Raw genomic sequence first — 16,067 nt, 5'->3', positions numbered from 1 at the left:
TATACGCCCGAGATCATGGCGGGGCTATGTCCTTTATGGCAAAGCAGCTTTGACGAGAGGTAAAAGCGGATCACGATTCCTTGCATCGGCGCAATCTGCGTGACGGCCGATCGATCCGGCCGCAAGACCGGCTTGCGCGCGGGGCACCCCGGCCCTACCTATGAACAATGACCTCGACCCCGCAGAAAATCCGGTCCGGCGCGGCCTTTCCATTCGACAACAGCTATGTCGGCTTGCCCGAGCGCTTCTTTGCGCCGCAAACGCCGACACCGGTAACCGAACCTTGGCTCATCAAGCTGAACGAGCCGCTGGCCGCCGAGCTCGGGCTTGACGTCGACGCGCTGCGTCGCGACGGCGCGGCGATCTTTTCCGGCAATCTCGTTCCCGAAGGGGCCGAACCGCTGGCGATGGCCTATGCCGGGCACCAATTCGGCGGCTTCTCGCCGCAGCTCGGCGATGGGCGGGCGATCCTACTCGGGGAGGTGGTCGACCGCAGCGGCAATCGTTTCGACATCCAGCTGAAGGGCGCCGGACCGACGCCTTTTTCGCGGCGCGGCGACGGGCGGGCGGCAATCGGACCGGTGCTCAGGGAATACATCATAAGCGAGGCGATGTTTGCGCTCGGCATTCCCGCCACCAGGGCTCTGGCGGCCGTGACGACGGGCGACCCGGTCTATCGCGAAGAGGTGCTGCCAGGCGCCGTCTTCACCCGGGTCGCGGCAAGCCATATCCGGGTCGGCACTTTCCAGTATTTCGCGGCGAGAGGCGACACCGACGGTGTGCGGGCCCTCGCCGACTATGTGATCGACCGGCACTATCCCGCACTGAAGGCGGCCGAAGAACCTTATCTCGCGCTGTTCTCGGCAATCGCGGAGCGCCAAGCGGCGCTGATCGCCCGCTGGCTGCATGTCGGCTTCATCCATGGCGTGATGAACACGGACAATATGACGGTTTCCGGCGAGACGATCGACTTCGGCCCCTGCGCCTTCATGGATGTCTATAACCCTGCGACCGTGTTCTCGTCGATCGACCAGCATGGCCGTTATGCCTATGCCAATCAGCCGGCCATCGGCCAGTGGAACCTTGCCCGACTCGGCGAAACGCTGTTGCCGCTGGTCGATACCGAGCCGGACAAGGGGGTCGACAAGGCCAATGCGGTGATCCGGGCCTATGGCGAGCGGTTCCAGGCTGCGTGGCTGGCCGGCATGCGCGATAAGATCGGCCTTGCCGGTCAAGAGGACGGCGATCTCGACCTCGTCCAGGCGCTGCTGTCGCTGATGCAGGCGCAGGGCGCCGATTTCACCCTGGCCTTCCGGCGGCTCGCCGATCTTGCCGGCGACGACGGCGCGGAGCCCGCTTTTGCCAGGAGCTTCCGGGAACCGGAGGCCTGTCGGCCCTGGCTGATGCAGTGGCGCGAGAGACTGTCGCGCGATCCGCAGACGGCGGTCGAACGCGCCAGCGCCATGCGCCGCGTCAATCCAGCCTTCATTCCCCGCAATCACCGGGTCGAACAGGCGCTCGAGGCCGCGGTCGAGCGCGGCGATTTCTCGCTGTTCGAGGCGCTGCTGACCGTGCTGTCGAAGCCCTACGAAAACCAGCCGGATTTCACCGTCTATATGGAACCTCCGAAGCCGGAGGAACGGGTGCTGCAGACTTTCTGCGGGACGTAAGCGGCTTCAATACAACCGTACCGTGACACCCGCCTGCGGCAAATGCAGCCGTTGAATAGCATCTCCCTCGCTCTATCTGCCTGACCGGCGGTACTTTTCCGCTGATCCCCCACCCGGCTAACCCAAGCGGGAGACAGCCTTATGGCGCTCGTCATCACCTCCATTCTCTTCATCATCATCGGGGTCGCGCTCGGTGGCGGGGGGCTCTGGCTCATCACGCTCGGCGGCAGCATCTTCTATCTGTTTGCCGGCCTGATGTTCCTCATCACCGCCGGACTACTGTTAATGCGCAAGGCGGCGGCGCTCTGGGTCTATGCGGTGCTCGTCGTCGCAGCGCTCGCCTGGGCGGTCTGGGAGGTCGGTTTCGACTGGTGGCAACTCGGTCCGCGCGGCGGCGTCATCATCCTGCTCGGCCTCTGGCTGCTGACGCCGTGGATCCGCCGGCCGCTCGGCTTTCGCAGCCCGACCGGCATCACCTACGGCGCCAATCCATGGCCGCTCGCCGTGCCCGTCATTCTCGCCATCCTCGTCGCCGTCTATTCGATGACGACGGACCCGCACGATCTGGCCGGCGATCTGCCGAAGGATGCGGCCGCCGCCACCCCCGCCCTCGGCGGGAACGTGCCCGACGGCGAATGGCATCAATATGGCCGCACGCCCTTTGGCCAGCGCTATTCGCCGCTCGACCAGATCAATGTCGAGAATGTCTCGACTCTGAAGGAAGCCTGGCGATATCAGACCGGCGACGTCAAACGGCCGGAGGATATCAGCGAGACGACCTATCAGGTGACGCCGCTGAAGGTGAAGGACACGCTCTATCTCTGCACGCCGCATAACTGGGCGATTGCGCTCGACGCCAAGACCGGCAAGGAGAAATGGAAATACGACGCCAATTCGGGCATGAATCCCAACCGGCAGCACCAGACCTGCCGCGGCGTCACCTATTATGCCGATCCTGATGTCGCCGCCGGCCAGCCCTGCGCCGAGCGCGTCTATCTGCCGACCTCAGACGCCCGGCTGATCGCGCTCGATGCAGCCGACGGGAAGATCTGCACCAGCTTTGCCGATCAGGGCGTGCTGCATCTGGAAACCGGCATGCGCTTCAATCCGGCCGGCTATTATTATTCGACCTCGCCGCCGGTCGCGGTGGCCGGTAAGATCATCGTCGGCGGGGCGGTGAACGATAATTATTCCACCGAGGAGCAGTCCGGCGTCATCCGCGCCTTCGACGTCAAGACCGGCGCGCTGATCTGGAACTGGGACTCCGGCAACCCGGACGTAACGACGCCGATCGCCGATGGCCAGACCTATACGACCAATTCGCCGAACAGCTGGTCGGTCTTCAGCGTCGATGAGGCGCTCGGCATGGTCTATATCCCGCTCGGCAACCAGGTGCCCGATCAGATCGGCATCGGCCGCAGCGACAATGTCGAGAAATTCTCTTCTTCGATCGTTGCGCTCGATATCGCCAGCGGCCAGCTGCGCTGGGTGCGCCAGACGGTGCATCACGACCTCTGGGACATGGATGTGCCGGCCCAGCCGGCGCTGATCGACCTGACCAAACCCGACGGCAGCGTGGTTCCTGCCCTCGTCGGCCCGACGAAGCAGGGCGATCTCTATGTGCTCGACCGGCGCAGCGGCGAGCCGATCATCCCGGTCAAGGAAATCCCGGCGCCCGGCGGCGCGGTCACCGGCGATCATACCTCGCCGACGCAGCCGATCTCCGACCTCACCTTTTCGCCCGAGCCGCTGAAGGAAAAGGACATGTGGGGCGTGTCGCTGTTCGACCAGCTCCTCTGCCGTATCGACTTCCACCGCTACCGCTATGAGGGCCGATACACGCCGCCGTCTCTCGGGGGAACGATCGTCTACCCCGGCAATTTCGGCACTTTCAACTGGGGCTCGGTGGCGGTGGATCCGGAGCGGCAGATCATGTTCGGCATGCCGACCTATCTCGCCTTCACCTCGCGCCTGGTGCCGGCGGCCGACATTCCGCCGCGAGGTCAGGACGAGAAGGGCAGCGAACAGGGGCTCAACCGCAATGACGGCGCGCCTTACGGTGTCTTCATGGGTCCCTTCCTCGGGCCGATGCAGATCCCCTGCCAGGCGCCGCCTTGGGGCTATGTCGCCGGCGTCGATCTGCGCACCGGCAAGATCGCCTATATGCACAAGAACGGCACGGTCCACGACATGACGCCGCTGCCGCTGCCCTTCAAGGTCGGCGTGCCCGGCATCGGCGGACCGATGCTGACCAAGGGCGGCGTCGCCTTCCTCGGTGCGGCGGTCGACAATTATCTTCGCGCCTACGACGTGACGAACGGACGCGAGCTCTGGCAGGCGCGCCTTCCGGCCGGCGGCCAGGCAACGCCCATGACCTATACCACCGACGACAACAAGCAATATGTCGTCATGGTCGCCGGCGGCCACGGCTCGGTCGGCACCAAGCCCGGTGATTATGTGATCGCCTACACGCTGCCGTGATGGGAGAGGCAGGGCCTTGAGCCGCATTCAAACGCGATTGAGCGGTATAAGGAAAACACTGACCTGGGAGAAAACCCCTCCCCAACCCCTCCCCACAAGGGGGAGAGACTACTCTGCTGCACCGTCGAAATTCATCCCCGAGGGCTCAGCATGTGGCGGCATATTTTAGTGGCAGAATCCCGCTGCGGGTGAGCCCCTCCCCCTTGTGGGGAGGGGTTGGGGAGGAGTTTTCCGGGCGCACCGGAGATCTGTCGATCCTACCGTTCGCATGCTCCTCCCTCAAACCATCTCGACAATCATGCGGCCGACTTCGGCAAAGATCGGATTGAACTCCTTCGCCGCATGCCTACTCCGGCAATCCGGCCATACGAAGGGCTTCGATATAGCGGTTGCGGTCATCCGGCCGCCGGAACGGTGGCAGAATGTCGGCGAGATTCGAAAGCCGAAGCGCCGGATCCAGCAGGTGCAGTCGCGCAATCGTTTCCCCTGCTTCCGCGCTCCGCCCGGCCATGGCGTGGGCCGCCGCCATCACACGCATCGCGCTCGGGTAGTTCGGCTGGTGGCGCAGGGATTTTGCCGCCCAGGCGGCGGAATCGTCGTAGTGACCGGCGCAGAAGTGAGCCAGCCCAGTGTTGAACTGCCAGGCAAACAGGCGCGGATCCAAGGGGCTCAGGCGCATGGCCAGAGCGGCGTGTTCGATGGCCTTGTCCGGCTCGCCCAGGCAGGCTCGCACCCAGCTGCTGACGCCCAGGGCAATGGCGAGGTTCGGGTTGAGGAAGAGGGCCCGATCGATACAAGCAGCGCTTTCATCGAGATCGCCGCCGACATAACCGAGCACATATCCCCCGTAGGAGAGCGCGACTGCATCGTCCCAGCCGAGTCCGACGGCTCTTCTCGCCAATCGGGTCGCTTCTTCAATCTCGGTGCCGGGATCAACCATCCAGCCGTTGCTCTTCCGGGTCGCATAGCAGCGCGCCGCCCGGGCATGGGCGATGGCAAAATCCGGATCGCGCTCAATCGCCTTCGTGAACAGCCGCAGGGCCTCGTCGACGACCGATCTGTTGGTCACCGTCCGGTCGAAGGCCGCCAGCCCGCGGAGATAATAGTCATAGGCGTCAAGGCTCTCGGTCGGCTTGCGTTTGGCGCGCTCGATCTCCGCCTCTTCCACTTTCGGCGTTATTGCGCCAACAATGCTCGATGCAATCTGATCCTGCAGATCGAACAGGTTCGCCAGCGTCCCGTCGAAACGGTCTGCCCAGAGATACGCGCCGGTCGAGGTGTCGATGAGTTGTCCGGCGATACGAAGCCGGTCGCCCGCGCGGCGCACGCTCCCCTCGACCACATAGTCCACGTCCAGCTCGCGCCCGACCCGCTTTATGTCGACGGCCTGTCCCTTGTAGGTGAAGCTCGAATTGCGGGCGATGACATAGAGGTGGCGGAACTGCGCGAGAGCGATCGTGATATCCTCCACGATGCCGTCGGCAAAATAGTCCTGTTCCGCATCGCCGCTCAAATTTTGGAAGGACAGCACCGCAACCGATGGACGGTCATGATGCTTGGCCGGGGCTGAGAAGACTTGCAGCTGCGGCTCGACTGCGGCCGCAGCCCGCCGATCACCGGGTCGCTGCCGCGGTTGCAGCGTGGCGGCCAGAGACGAGGTCTCCGCTTCGGGTTCGACGTCCAGATGCTTCTTCAGGAGAGCCCGGCAGGTCTCGAACTGGCGCAAGGCCATGTTCTCGTGGCCGCGGAGAGCGTGGATCCGCATCAGCGCCCTGTGGGCAGCCTCCGCCGTCGGGTCGGAGGCGAGTAGTCTCGCGGCAAGCGCTTCGCAGGGCAATTCTTCCGCGGAACCTGGTTCGAAGAGGGCAAGGCTCAAACGTTCCACGAGCTGCAGCGCCTTGCGCTGATATGTGCTCCGGTAAGGTGCGAACCACTCACCCAACTCATCCGGAATGGACTCGCCCTCAAGCAGGTCGCCGCGGTAGAGATCCGCCGCGGAGGCCAGATCTGCGCTCGAGCCCGTCCCCAGCTTCCGGTCGAAGAGTGAAATGTCGACTTCATCGGGAGCGACAATCAGCGCCACCGTCTCCTGATCCCCCTCGATATAGGTGGTGGCGTCACTGCTTGCCGGGAACGACCGCCTGATATCGACCAGCGCCTGCCGCAAGCTGTTGCGGGCCTGCTCATCGCTTCGCCCCGGCCAGAAGGCTTCCGAAAGCACCTCCCTGCGACAGCCGCGGCGGCCTGCCAGGGCGAGAGCCGCAAACAGCAGCGACGTCTTGCGCGTGGCGAAGCGGACTTGCCGGCCCTCTCCGGAGATAACCTCGAGACCGCCTAGCATCCTGATGCGCACAGAAAGCCTCCAGCTTTGGACCGCCGTTGGCAGAATAGCATTTGGGAAAGACGGATTTAACACCGATTTAGCGGCGGCTTGTCGAAGTTTTCTTCCCCGTTCACGCTCAGCCGAACAGGGTGAAAACGCCCGCATGGGAGATTTCCACCTGCACATCACAGGTGGGAGATCGGAAATGGCTCATACGGAAACACAGACCTTCGTCAGCGCGCCGACAAGGCAGATGGCTGGTCCCATGAACATCCTAACGACTTTGTTTGCTGCCCTGAGAACATGGCAGCGGGCTATCGCGAGTCGGAAACAATTGGCAGAGCTGACACCTTATCAGCTGAGAGACATCGGTCACCCCGAGGCCAATCGGCCGGTGCTCGACATCAAAGCGGGTCTTATCACGAACTTGATGTCGATGCGGTAATCAATTGCTTCTGAAGCGACTCCCTGCTTCACACCATCTCGGTTACCATCTTGCCGACTTCGGCAAAGATCAGGTTGAGCTCCTTGGCCGGCACGGTCGCCTCGGCGATATAGACGGCTGCGACGATCGGGCCGCGGTCGGGCGGCCAGATGACGGCGATGTCGCCGAGGGAGCCGTTTTGGCCGGTGCCGGTCTTGTCGCCGACCTTCCAATCGGCAGGCAGGCCGGCCCGCAGCCGCTCCTTGCCCGTGGTGCTTGCCACCAGCCAGGCGATCAGCTTGTCGCAAGAGGCCCCAGTCAGCACCGAACCGAGCGTCAGATTGCCGAGCGTATCGAGCATCGCGTCGGGTGCCGTCGTGTCGCGCGGATCGCCCTTGCGACCCTCGTTCAGTGTCGGTTCGGTGCGGTCGAGACGGGTCGTGCCGTCGCCGATCGAGCGCAGCCAGTCGGTCAGCGCCGGCGGACCGCCGAAACTTTCGAGCAGCAGGTTGCCGGCGGTGTTGTCGCTAACGGTCACCGCCGCCTCGCAGAGTTCGGCGAGGGTCATGCCGTCGGCACCGGCGTGTTTTTCGCTGACCGGCGAATAGTCGACGAGCTTGTCGCTACCGTAGGTCACCCGCCGCTCGAGGCTCTCCTGCCCCTTGTCGGCGCGGGCAAGGACGAACCCTGCGGCCAGCGCCTTGAAGGTGCTGCACATCGGAAAGGCCTCGCTGCCGCGATAGCCGAAGGAGATGCTCGTCTGGGTATCGAGCACCGAGACGCCGAGACGGCCGCCGGTGCGCTTTTCGAGCGCGGCAAGGCGATGCTCGATATTGTCGTCGCCCTCCCCGGCAGTTTCCTGCGCATTGGCGGCACGCGCCAGCGTGGACAGGCTCAAAGCAGGCAGGCAGAGTACCGAGCCGATCAGCGTGCGGCGAGTAAGGCTGATATCCATGAATTCCTCCGACGATTCGGAGAATAGAGCTAAGGACCGATTGCGGCGGCATCTCGTCCCCGCTGCAACTTGTTGTCAGCTGCTGCAACTTGTTGTCAGCTGCTGCAACTTGTTGTCAGCTGCTGCAACCTTGTTGAGCAGCGGCGATTTCGTCCTCCGCCCGCAGCCGATCAGGCGGCGCGCGTGACCTCGACCGTCACATGCGACAATTCTTCAAGCGCCGAAAGCCTGCCCTTGTAGAACGCCGGCTCGTGCGGCTGCGGGGTGACGATGGCGACGATTGCCGCGTGATGGCCGGGGCGCAGGTGATCGTCCAAAACCTCGCTGGTCAGCCCGGTCAGCGCGCCCCGAATGGAGGCGAGCAGTTGCAGGATTTCGCCGCAGGGGCGTTCAGCCTCGAGCGCCCGCTCGACGGCTTCCAGCCGCCCCTTCAGGCGGCTGACGCGGGCAACGAGCTTCTTCTTCTGCAGAGTGGGGTGGGACATCGCAGACCTTCGTTTAGTATAGGGGGTATCCTATTGGTGTTCTCGGCTGGATTCGAGGGTCTGACATGTTTCAGCGTCATGCGCTCACGCCATTGACAAATGCCGCGTTTGCGGCGATGGATGCTGCATGATCAAGAACGTGCACCAGAGCCGCTCGTATTTTTGGCTGTACCTGTAAAGGGCGGCCGGACAGATCATATTGTCAACAAGCCGCCGTCAGGCGGCTTTGTTGTATCGGCAGCGTCCTGACGGCAGATTATCAAAGGACGCGAAGACCATGACCGAAATCGAAGACAGCGAAATTTCACTGATGCGGCCATCGGTGGTGACGATCCGCACCGCCAAACCGCGCGATCTGCCCGAGCTCAACGACATGATCGCCCTGCTTGCCGCCCATCACGGCGATGCGGCCGCCACGACGCCGGAGCAATTGGAGCGCGACCTGTTCGGCCCGCTGCCCTGGATTACCGCGCTTGTCGCCGAAACCGGCGAAGGGCTGATCGGCTACGCGATTCTGGTGCCGCTCTACAGGGCGCAGGAAGGCAAGCGCGGCATGGACCTGCACCATCTCTTCGTGCGCGACGGCCATCGCGGCCACGGCACCGGCCAGTTGCTCGTCGACCGGGCCCGCGAGACGGCGCGCAATGCCGGCTGCGGCTACCTTTCCGTCAGCGCCGCGACCGGCAATGTGCTCGCCCACCGCTTCTACGAACAGATGGATTTCACGCCGAGGCCGGTGACCGGCATGCGTTACATGCAGTCGATCGCTTAACCGCGTCGCGGGTCTAAGTCTTTGTTGTCATGAGGAGATTGCATGCCTGACTTCAAACTCCATTGCTTCGCTCTCTCGGGGAACGCCTACAAGGTCGCCCTCTTCTTCGCCCTTGCCGGCATCGAGTGGGAGAGCATTTTCGTCGATTATCTCGGCGGTGAAACGCGAACCGAACAATGGCGAGAAACCATCAACGAACAGGGCGAGGCGCCCGTCCTCGAACATGGGCAAACGAAGATCAGCCAATCGGGGGTCATCCTCGACTACTTGTCAGAGGTGACGGGACAGTTTGGGGCGCAGACAGCCGAAGAACGGCGCGAGATCATGCGCTGGATCCTTTTCGACAACCATAAATTCACGAGCTATTACGCGACCCTGAGGTTCATTTACGGCCTTCAGAAGAGCGGCGAGACACCGGTCGTCGAGTTTTTGAGGCTGCGGGCCAAGGCTGCCTATGCAATTGTCGACGGCCACCTTGCCCACCGGGCCTTTATGGTCGGGAGCCGCCTGACAATCGCAGACCTCTCCTTGGCAGGCTACGTCTTCATGCCAGAGGAAACCGGGATTGATCACAGCGCCTATCCGGCTATCGCGGCCTGGAAAGACCGGATCAGCAGCATGCCCGGCTGGCGCCATCCCTATGATCTGATGCCGGGTCCCACCTCCCTTTAAGGGGGCGCATGAAGGCAGGGCCTAGCCATGTTGTCTAACGCCCCGGCACGGCCTTCAGATAGGCGGCGATCGCCTCGCGGTCGGCAGCCGGCAGGCGGGCGATGTTCTGCTGCACATCGACCATCGAACCGCCGACGGAATCGAAATCGGGCGTGAAGCCGGTTTCGAGGTAGTTGGCGATATCGGCCTCGCTCCAGCCGCCGATGCTCTTGGAGGCCGGGGTGATATCGGGTATGCGCCCCTTCCCCTCGGGGTTAGGAGCGCCGGCGAGCCACAAATCGGCCTGGAAGCCGCCGAGCCCATTGCGCGGCGTGTGGCACTCGCCGCAATGGCCGGGGCCTTCGACGAGATACTGCCCGCGCTTGATCTTGTCGTCGTTCTTGGCGAGCGCGACGCGCGGCTGATCGTTGAAATAGAGGAATTTCCAGCCGCCGAGCGCAAGGCGGATGTTGTAAGGAAAGGGCAGTTCATGCGGGGGCGCGACGTTGGCGCTCTTCGGCAGGGTCTTCAGGAAGGCGAAGAGATCGTTGACGTCCTTGTCGCTCATGCGGGAATAGGAGCCATAGGGAAAAGACGGGTAAAGATGCTGGCCATCCGGGCCGACGCCGCGCTTCATCGCATTGCCGAATTCGGCCAGCGTCCAGGCGCCGATGCCGGCCTTTTCATCCGGCGAAATGTTCGGCACGTGGAAGGTGCCGAACGGGCTCTTCAGCGCCAGGCCGCCCGACAGCGTCAGCCTGGCATCGCCTTCGGAACCGGGTGCTGAATGACAGCTGACGCAGCCGCCCGCCCGGAAGACCATCTCACCGTTTGCCGGATCCGGCGCGCCGAGACCGGCCCAATGGCTCTCCGGCAGCGGATCGGGCGCGGTGACGAGATAGAAGGCGCCGCCGCCGAGAACGACGACGCCGATCAGACAGAGCAGAAACCGGATGAACCTGCGGATCATGCTCCGCCTCCCTTTTTCCGAGATTTTCCTGTGCGGAACGATTCGGCACCAGCCCACACGCGGAGAACAAGGTGATCCGCGCCAGCGGCCAGGCCGGCGCGGATCGCGCCTCAAGTTCCAGATCGAACGGTCTATCAATTCTTGATACGATAGGCCTTGTGACAGCCGCCGCAATTGGCGCCGAGGGTGTTTATGGTCGCGCCGACAGCGGCGGCATCGGCCGGAAGCTGAGCCAGCGCGGTCTCGGCGTCAGTCGAGAGCTTTGCGGCACGCGCCTTGAAGTCGTCCATGTTTTCCCAGACCTTCGGGCTGACCTCGGGATCGTTCATATCGCTGCCCGGATTGAACTGATCGGGGAAAACCTTGGCGGTGGCGGCGATCGTCGTCAGCGCCGCCTTTACCGTCTCGGCATCATAGGGCTTCTCGCCCTTGGCGATGGCGGCCATGGCGCCCGCCGAACCGCCGATCTTCTTCATCAGCGCAATGCGCGAATCATGGGTGCCATCGGCGGCGGTCACCGACCCGAAGGCGATGCCGGCCATCGCTGCGGCGGCAGCTACTGCTTTCCAATTCATATTTCCTCTCCGTTTTCTCAGCATTGTTGCTGGGGCCAAGGCGGCCGATGGCCAATCTGCACCGGGAGCATGACAAAATCCATGCGTCCAGGCAGTCACGTTTTGCCGGAGGGTCATAAAAACAATGTGATAACCGGCGTCTCAGGTGGTTTTCCAACCTTGCCAGAGGCTGAAAGCGGAGACCGCAACCAGGAGCAGTCCGGCGCAACGGCCGACAAAGGCCGTGGCGTCGGGATTTGCCACCAGCAGGTCGCGGCTGCGGCCTGCCGTCATCGCCAGCGTTCCGTAAACGGCGAACTGCGTGACGATAGTCATGGCGCCCATGATCACACCCTGCATCCAGACCGGGCCATATTCCGGTCTCAGGAACTGCGGGTAGACCGCGAACATGAAAATATAGGCCTTGGGATTGACGAGACAGGTGACGGCGCCCTGGCAGAAGGCGCGCCAGCCAGAGCGCGCCGTCGCCGGCCCGACCACCTCGACGGTGATCGAACTGCGCATCAGCGAAACGCCAATCCAGATCATATAACCGACGCCGGCAAAGAGCAGCAGGTTGAAGAGCTGCGGCAGCATGGTGACGAGCACGCCGACGCCGGCCGCGCCATAGGCCGAATGCACGGCGCCGCCCGCCATGATACCGCCCGTCGCCGCGAGCCCCCGCCTGATACCGCCGGTCAGCGAATTGGCAAGCACGAAGAGCATGTCCATGCCCGGCACGATGATGATGCCGAAGAGAAGGGTGAAGAATAGCCAGAGGTTTTCATGGTAATTCATGTCAGTTGCCACCCTCAGTTCCGCGGGCCACTTTCAAAAGCCCCGATTGATTTCAATCCGATAGGCGGGTCTATACGCAAACCCAACTGACAGTGTATTGTCAGGAGCGTGAGGATGGAGAGACAAGAATGCGCAAGGCCTCGCGGCTTTTCGAGATCATCCAGATCCTGAGGCTCGCCAGAAAACCGATGACGGCGGCTGTCATGGCCGAGACGCTCGAAGTGACCGTGCGCTCGATCTATCGCGACATCGCCGCCCTTCAGGCAATGCGGGTGCCGATCGAAGGCGGGCGCGGCATCGGATACATCATGCGGCCGGGCTTCGACCTGCCGCCCCTGATGTTCTCGATCGAGGAGATGGAGGCGATCGTTCTGTCGCTGGCGCTGCTCGAACGTACGGGCGACGAGGAGCTGAAGCAGGCCGCCCGCCGGGTCAACCGGAAGATATCAGGCGCCGTGCCGGCGCCGCTGCGCGAGGCGCTGGACAACAAGGCGCTTTATGCCTGGGGCTCGACCGTGCAGCCGGTGGGCTTCGACCTTGCGATCGTGCGCCGGGCGATCCGCGACGAACGCAAGCTGACGCTCGCCTATCGCGACGAGCTCGGCCGCGCCAGCGAGCGGACGGTGCAGCCGATCGCGCTGATCTACTATTCGCAGACCGCCAATATCGTCGCCTGGTGCGAACTGCGCCAGGCAATCCGCAATTTCCGCAGCGACCGGGTGGAGCGTTGCGATGCAAGCGACGATTTCTTCAAGGGCGACGGTGACCGGCTGCGGCAATTGTGGACGAGCGGGTGGGCGGAAAAGGCTGTGACGGTGTGAAATCAGCTACTTGGCCAATCATCGACGCGTCGGTTGACGTTGAGCGCTGCCCCTCACCCTAACCCTCTCCCCGTAGAAACGGGGAGAGGGGACGTGCCCTGCGAGAGGCCTGCGAGGAGTGGCGAGGTCGCGGCATGTTCCCTTCTCCCCGCGTGCGGGAGAAGGTGGCGGCAGCCGGATGAGGGGCACGCGGCGATCTCTGGCCTAATAAGCCAGCGTGCGGTTCTCCTCGCGGCCGAAGCCGCGGATATCGATGCGGTCAGGGTGGAGTTCGACAATCGCGAAGGCGTTTTCACTTTCGGTGTCGACTACGCCCTTGAAATTGACGAAGTGGCAGGCGCCGGCCTTGGCGTAATTGCCGACGTGGTCGTGACCGTTGAGATAGGCGACGACATTGGCATGCGAGGCGAGCAGCGCGACGATGCGCTCGCTGTCCCACATGCCGTGCTCACTTGGCGGATGCACGGGATAGTGGTTCATGACGATCACCTTCTCGCCGGTCGCAGCTGCCTCTGCGATTTCATCGTCTAGCCAGGCGAACTGCACGTCGCTCAGCGCAGCATTCCACCGATGGGCATTCCTGGCGCCTTTCTCCTCCAGCTCGGCCAGCATTTGCGCGGCAAGGGCGCGGTGCGGATGGCCCTCGGGCGGCGCGAAGGTGCTGACCTCATTGCCGTCGAGCACGACGAAGCGCCAGCCGTGGCGGGAAAAACTGTAATAGGGCGACGGCATGCCGAGACGCGCGGCGACTTCGGAGAGATGCCCCGCCGAGACGGAGAAATCGTGATTGCCGAGCAGGAAGAGCGCCTCGTGCCTCAGCTTGCCGTAGACCGGCAGGATGTCGTCGAAGCTCCTGAAGCTGCGGTCAATGATATCGCCGAGCGTCATGACGAAGCTCAATTCCCAGCCGTTAAAGACCTCGATCGCCTCGGCGACCTTGGCGAGGCTGTTGGCGTAATAGCGGTCCATGGCCGCATGCGGAGGGATCGCCGCATATTGCGGATCGGCGACGATGCCGAGGCGGAGCGGGGAAACATCGGAAGAGGACATCGAGCGTGATTAGGATCGGCCGGTGACAGGGATGTGACGGCTCGCGTCACGAAAACACCCGACGTTCGGAGAACGCCGGGTGCGAAATCGAGAGATCGCCGCGGCTGGCGGCGAGACCGGGCGCTTACTTCGTGGCTTCTTCGTAACGTTCCAGGACGTAGTCCCAGTTGATCAGGCTATCGATGAAGGCTTCGAGATATTTCGGGCGGGCGTTGCGATAGTCGATGTAATAGGAGTGTTCCCAGACGTCGACGCCGAGGATCGGCGTGGCGCCATGGACGAGCGGGTTTTCGCCGTTCGGGGTCTTGGAGATTTCGAGCTTGCCGTTCTTGACGGAAACCCAGGCCCAGCCGGAGCCGAACTGGGTGGCGCCGGCATTGGCGAAATCGGCCTTGAACTTGTCATAGCCGCCGAGATCGGAGGCGAAGGCCGCTTCGAGCTTGCCCGGCAGCTTGTTGCCGCCGCCGCCCTTCTTCATCCATTTCCAGAAATGAATGTGATTGTAGTGCTGGGCGGCGTTGTTGAAGAGGCCGGCATTGGTGCCGAAGGACTTCTTCACGACCTCTTCGAGCGAGAGGTCCGAAAGGCCGGCTTCGGCGGCGAGCTTGTTGCCGTTGTCGACATAGGCCTTGTGGTGCTTGTCGTGGTGAAACTCCAGCGTTTCCTTCGACATGAAGGGGACAAGCGCTTCGTAATCATAGGGAAGTTCAGGCAATTCGAAAGCCATGTCAGATCTCCTCTTGGCAATAGATTGCGTCATCGGCAGGTGAGGCGGAACATAGGAGGGGAAAGGGGGAGAGGCAACCGCCGAAATATCAAAAAACGACCGGACGGAGGAAAATTTGCCTCAGTTTCAGGGCGGGATTCGGGCGTACAAAATCGCCGGCATGACGCCCCGAAAACCGCTTCACCGGCCACCGACATCAATGGAGATCCGGTATGAACAGGAATATAATCCCGCATCTCGCCATTGCCGCGCTTCCCTCTCTTGTCCCTGCGGCGCATGCCTCTTCGGACGAGGCCTGGAAACAGCTGGCCGCAGACGTGGAAGACAAGTGCAGGAAGGCGGCGGTCGCAATCGAGAAGCCGAAGGCCGTGGTCGATCCCTTCGGCACCTCGCATTACGGGCTGGCCCTGGTGACGGGAAAGTCGAAGGGGGCCAGGGGGCTCATCGTCCAGATCTGCGTCTATGACAAGCAGACGGAATCGGTCGAGATCGGCAGCGAGATCGATGCTGAAGAGCTCGGCTTGGCGCCAGCGAAGCCGGCCACCGCAGCGGCATGTGACTTTGGTCACATTGCGAGCGGAACCCAAACCCACTCTCAGGAGTTGAAGTGCTCAGTTTTTAGAGCCCCGCGCCTCTATGAGAGGCGCCAAGGCGCTCTATGTTTGCGATAAAGGCATGATGCTTTCCGAAATCGATTCGATTCTCGGGGTCAGGCGCAGGGAGGTTTATGCATGTCGGAGCTTCGCAACCGGGCGGAAGATCAGCAGAAAATCTATCAGCGCTGGGCACCGGTCTATGACCGCGTCTATCGCGGCATCCTGCGCGACGGCCACCGCAAGCTGGCCGCGCTGGCTGCCGCAGCCGGCACCGATATTCTTGAAGTTGGTGTCGGCACCGGTCTAACGCTCGCCCACTATCCGAGCCGCTGCCGGGTGACAGGCATCGACATTTCCGAACATATGATCGCACGCGCGCGCGAAAAGGTACGGCGCGAAAACCTGCAGCATGTGCAGGCGCTCGAGGTGATGGATGCACATGCGCTGCACTTTGCCGACAAGTCTTTCGACGTGGTCTGCCTGCCCTTCGTCATCACGCTGATTCCCGAGCCCGAACGGGCGCTGGACGAATGCGCCCGGGTGCTGCGGCCGGGCGGCGAGATCATCCTAGCCAGCAAGCTCGGCGACGGCGCCGGCCTTCAGGGCGCGATCGAGGCGGCGGTGGCGCCGCTGGTGCGTCACATCGGCTGGTCGTCCGCCTTCCGCATCCACCGCATCGTCGCCTGGGCCGAACGCCGCGGCGATTTTTCAACGACCGATATTCTGCCGGTCTTTCCGAACGGCTTTTTCAAGATCGTCCGGTTGAAGCAGCGCGGCTTTTCCTCCTGAG

15 protein-coding genes and 1 pseudogene are annotated in these 16,067 nt (G+C 62.9%); 8 read left to right on the top strand and 8 right to left on the bottom strand.

Annotation, left to right across the window (positions count from 1 at the left end; genetic code table 11):
- Positions 1 to 167: 167 nt before the first annotated feature.
- Positions 168 to 1,670, top strand: a complete 1,503-nt coding sequence (locus HJC04_RS19285; protein WP_221146859.1) for a YdiU family protein — start codon at positions 168 to 170, stop codon at positions 1,668 to 1,670.
- Between the two features lie 141 nt (positions 1,671 to 1,811).
- Positions 1,812 to 4,151 carry a glucose/quinate/shikimate family membrane-bound PQQ-dependent dehydrogenase gene (locus HJC04_RS19280; protein WP_221146858.1) on the top strand — a complete coding sequence of 780 codons (2,340 nt, stop codon included), beginning with the start codon at positions 1,812 to 1,814 and terminating at the stop codon, positions 4,149 to 4,151.
- A gap of 346 nt (positions 4,152 to 4,497) precedes the next feature.
- On the opposite strand, the gene HJC04_RS19275 is transcribed toward HJC04_RS19280, so the two are convergent.
- Complete coding sequence (locus HJC04_RS19275) at positions 4,498 to 6,504, bottom strand: BTAD domain-containing putative transcriptional regulator (RefSeq protein WP_210628626.1); 2,007 nt, start codon at positions 6,502 to 6,504, stop codon at positions 4,498 to 4,500.
- Between the two features lie 175 nt (positions 6,505 to 6,679).
- On the opposite strand from HJC04_RS19275, the gene HJC04_RS19270 reads away from it, so the two are divergent.
- Positions 6,680 to 6,919 (top strand): DUF1127 domain-containing protein, encoded by a 240-nt coding sequence (locus HJC04_RS19270; protein WP_221146857.1) that lies wholly within the window; start codon positions 6,680 to 6,682, stop codon positions 6,917 to 6,919.
- Between the two features lie 28 nt (positions 6,920 to 6,947).
- On the opposite strand, the gene bla is transcribed toward HJC04_RS19270, so the two are convergent.
- Both bla and HJC04_RS32265 read right to left on the bottom strand, forming a co-directional pair.
- On the bottom strand, positions 6,948 to 7,853 hold the full coding sequence (bla, locus tag HJC04_RS19265) for a class A beta-lactamase (RefSeq protein ID WP_210628628.1): 906 nt from the start codon (positions 7,851 to 7,853) through the stop codon (positions 6,948 to 6,950).
- Between the two features lie 170 nt (positions 7,854 to 8,023).
- Positions 8,024 to 8,338 (bottom strand): metal/formaldehyde-sensitive transcriptional repressor, encoded by a 315-nt coding sequence (locus tag HJC04_RS32265; RefSeq protein WP_405047664.1) that lies wholly within the window; start codon positions 8,336 to 8,338, stop codon positions 8,024 to 8,026.
- Between the two features lie 277 nt (positions 8,339 to 8,615).
- Here HJC04_RS32265 and HJC04_RS19250 point away from each other — a divergent pair, with 277 nt between their 5' ends.
- Both HJC04_RS19250 and HJC04_RS19245 read left to right on the top strand, forming a co-directional pair.
- Positions 8,616 to 9,110, top strand: coding sequence for a GNAT family N-acetyltransferase (locus HJC04_RS19250; protein WP_210628629.1), 495 nt, complete (start codon positions 8,616 to 8,618; stop codon positions 9,108 to 9,110).
- A gap of 42 nt (positions 9,111 to 9,152) precedes the next feature.
- Entirely contained in the window at positions 9,153 to 9,782 is a 630-nt protein-coding gene (locus tag HJC04_RS19245) for a glutathione S-transferase family protein (RefSeq protein WP_210628630.1), read from the top strand.
- A gap of 34 nt (positions 9,783 to 9,816) precedes the next feature.
- On the opposite strand, the gene HJC04_RS19240 is transcribed toward HJC04_RS19245, so the two are convergent.
- The 3 genes from HJC04_RS19240 to HJC04_RS19230 form a co-directional block, all read right to left on the bottom strand.
- Positions 9,817 to 10,731 carry a cytochrome c gene (locus tag HJC04_RS19240; RefSeq protein ID WP_210628631.1) on the bottom strand — a complete coding sequence of 305 codons (915 nt, stop codon included), beginning with the start codon at positions 10,729 to 10,731 and terminating at the stop codon, positions 9,817 to 9,819.
- 134 nt (positions 10,732 to 10,865) lie between these two features.
- Positions 10,866 to 11,306 (bottom strand): cytochrome c, encoded by a 441-nt coding sequence (locus HJC04_RS19235; RefSeq protein WP_210628632.1) that lies wholly within the window; start codon positions 11,304 to 11,306, stop codon positions 10,866 to 10,868.
- 141 nt (positions 11,307 to 11,447) lie between these two features.
- Entirely contained in the window at positions 11,448 to 12,083 is a 636-nt protein-coding gene (locus HJC04_RS19230) for a LysE family translocator (protein WP_210628633.1), read from the bottom strand.
- A 128-nt stretch (positions 12,084 to 12,211) separates the two neighbouring features.
- Between HJC04_RS19230 and HJC04_RS19225 the strand changes: the two genes are divergently transcribed.
- The gene (locus HJC04_RS19225) at positions 12,212 to 12,904 is read left to right on the top strand and encodes a YafY family protein (RefSeq protein ID WP_210628634.1); all 693 of its coding nucleotides are present in this window, start codon (positions 12,212 to 12,214) and stop codon (positions 12,902 to 12,904) included.
- 204 nt (positions 12,905 to 13,108) lie between these two features.
- On the opposite strand, the gene HJC04_RS19220 is transcribed toward HJC04_RS19225, so the two are convergent.
- Together HJC04_RS19220 and HJC04_RS19215 are read right to left on the bottom strand one after the other, a co-directional pair.
- Positions 13,109 to 13,954, bottom strand: a complete 846-nt coding sequence (locus HJC04_RS19220; protein ID WP_221146856.1) for a metallophosphoesterase — start codon at positions 13,952 to 13,954, stop codon at positions 13,109 to 13,111.
- Between the two features lie 124 nt (positions 13,955 to 14,078).
- Positions 14,079 to 14,681, bottom strand: a complete 603-nt coding sequence (locus HJC04_RS19215) for a superoxide dismutase (protein WP_221146855.1) — start codon at positions 14,679 to 14,681, stop codon at positions 14,079 to 14,081.
- Between the two features lie 212 nt (positions 14,682 to 14,893).
- On the opposite strand from HJC04_RS19215, the pseudogene HJC04_RS19210 reads away from it, so the two are divergent.
- Together HJC04_RS19210 and HJC04_RS19205 are read left to right on the top strand one after the other, a co-directional pair.
- Positions 14,894 to 15,217 (top strand): annotated as a pseudogene (locus HJC04_RS19210) (hypothetical protein); the annotation flags it as partial.
- 195 nt (positions 15,218 to 15,412) lie between these two features.
- Positions 15,413 to 16,066: a class I SAM-dependent methyltransferase gene (locus HJC04_RS19205; RefSeq protein ID WP_210628636.1), complete on the top strand. Its 654-nt coding sequence runs from the start codon at positions 15,413 to 15,415 to the stop codon at positions 16,064 to 16,066.
- The last annotated feature ends 1 nt before the right edge of the window (position 16,067 follow it).

The organism is Rhizobium sp. NLR8a, assembly GCF_019685235.1.
Taxonomy (GTDB): Bacteria; Pseudomonadota; Alphaproteobacteria; order Rhizobiales; family Rhizobiaceae; genus Rhizobium.
The sequence above is the reverse complement of the archived record's forward strand: the minus strand, read 5'-3'. Positions and strand labels throughout refer to the sequence as shown.

Coding starts and splice junctions, on each gene's coding strand:
- HJC04_RS19270 (WP_221146857.1), top strand. CDS start 6,680: ATGGCTCATACGGAAACACAGACCTTCGTCAGCGCGCCGACAAGGCAG.
- HJC04_RS19280 (WP_221146858.1), top strand. CDS start 1,812: ATGGCGCTCGTCATCACCTCCATTCTCTTCATCATCATCGGGGTCGCG.
- HJC04_RS19245 (WP_210628630.1), top strand. CDS start 9,153: ATGCCTGACTTCAAACTCCATTGCTTCGCTCTCTCGGGGAACGCCTAC.
- HJC04_RS19285 (WP_221146859.1), top strand. CDS start 168: ATGACCTCGACCCCGCAGAAAATCCGGTCCGGCGCGGCCTTTCCATTC.
- HJC04_RS19205 (WP_210628636.1), top strand. CDS start 15,413: ATGTCGGAGCTTCGCAACCGGGCGGAAGATCAGCAGAAAATCTATCAG.
- HJC04_RS19240 (WP_210628631.1), bottom strand. CDS start 10,731: ATGATCCGCAGGTTCATCCGGTTTCTGCTCTGTCTGATCGGCGTCGTC.
- HJC04_RS19250 (WP_210628629.1), top strand. CDS start 8,616: ATGACCGAAATCGAAGACAGCGAAATTTCACTGATGCGGCCATCGGTG.
- bla (WP_210628628.1), bottom strand. CDS start 7,853: ATGGATATCAGCCTTACTCGCCGCACGCTGATCGGCTCGGTACTCTGC.
- HJC04_RS32265 (WP_405047664.1), bottom strand. CDS start 8,338: ATGTCCCACCCCACTCTGCAGAAGAAGAAGCTCGTTGCCCGCGTCAGC.
- HJC04_RS19220 (WP_221146856.1), bottom strand. CDS start 13,954: ATGTCCTCTTCCGATGTTTCCCCGCTCCGCCTCGGCATCGTCGCCGAT.
- HJC04_RS19215 (WP_221146855.1), bottom strand. CDS start 14,681: ATGGCTTTCGAATTGCCTGAACTTCCCTATGATTACGAAGCGCTTGTC.
- HJC04_RS19225 (WP_210628634.1), top strand. CDS start 12,212: ATGCGCAAGGCCTCGCGGCTTTTCGAGATCATCCAGATCCTGAGGCTC.
- HJC04_RS19230 (WP_210628633.1), bottom strand. CDS start 12,083: ATGAATTACCATGAAAACCTCTGGCTATTCTTCACCCTTCTCTTCGGC.
- HJC04_RS19235 (WP_210628632.1), bottom strand. CDS start 11,306: ATGAATTGGAAAGCAGTAGCTGCCGCCGCAGCGATGGCCGGCATCGCC.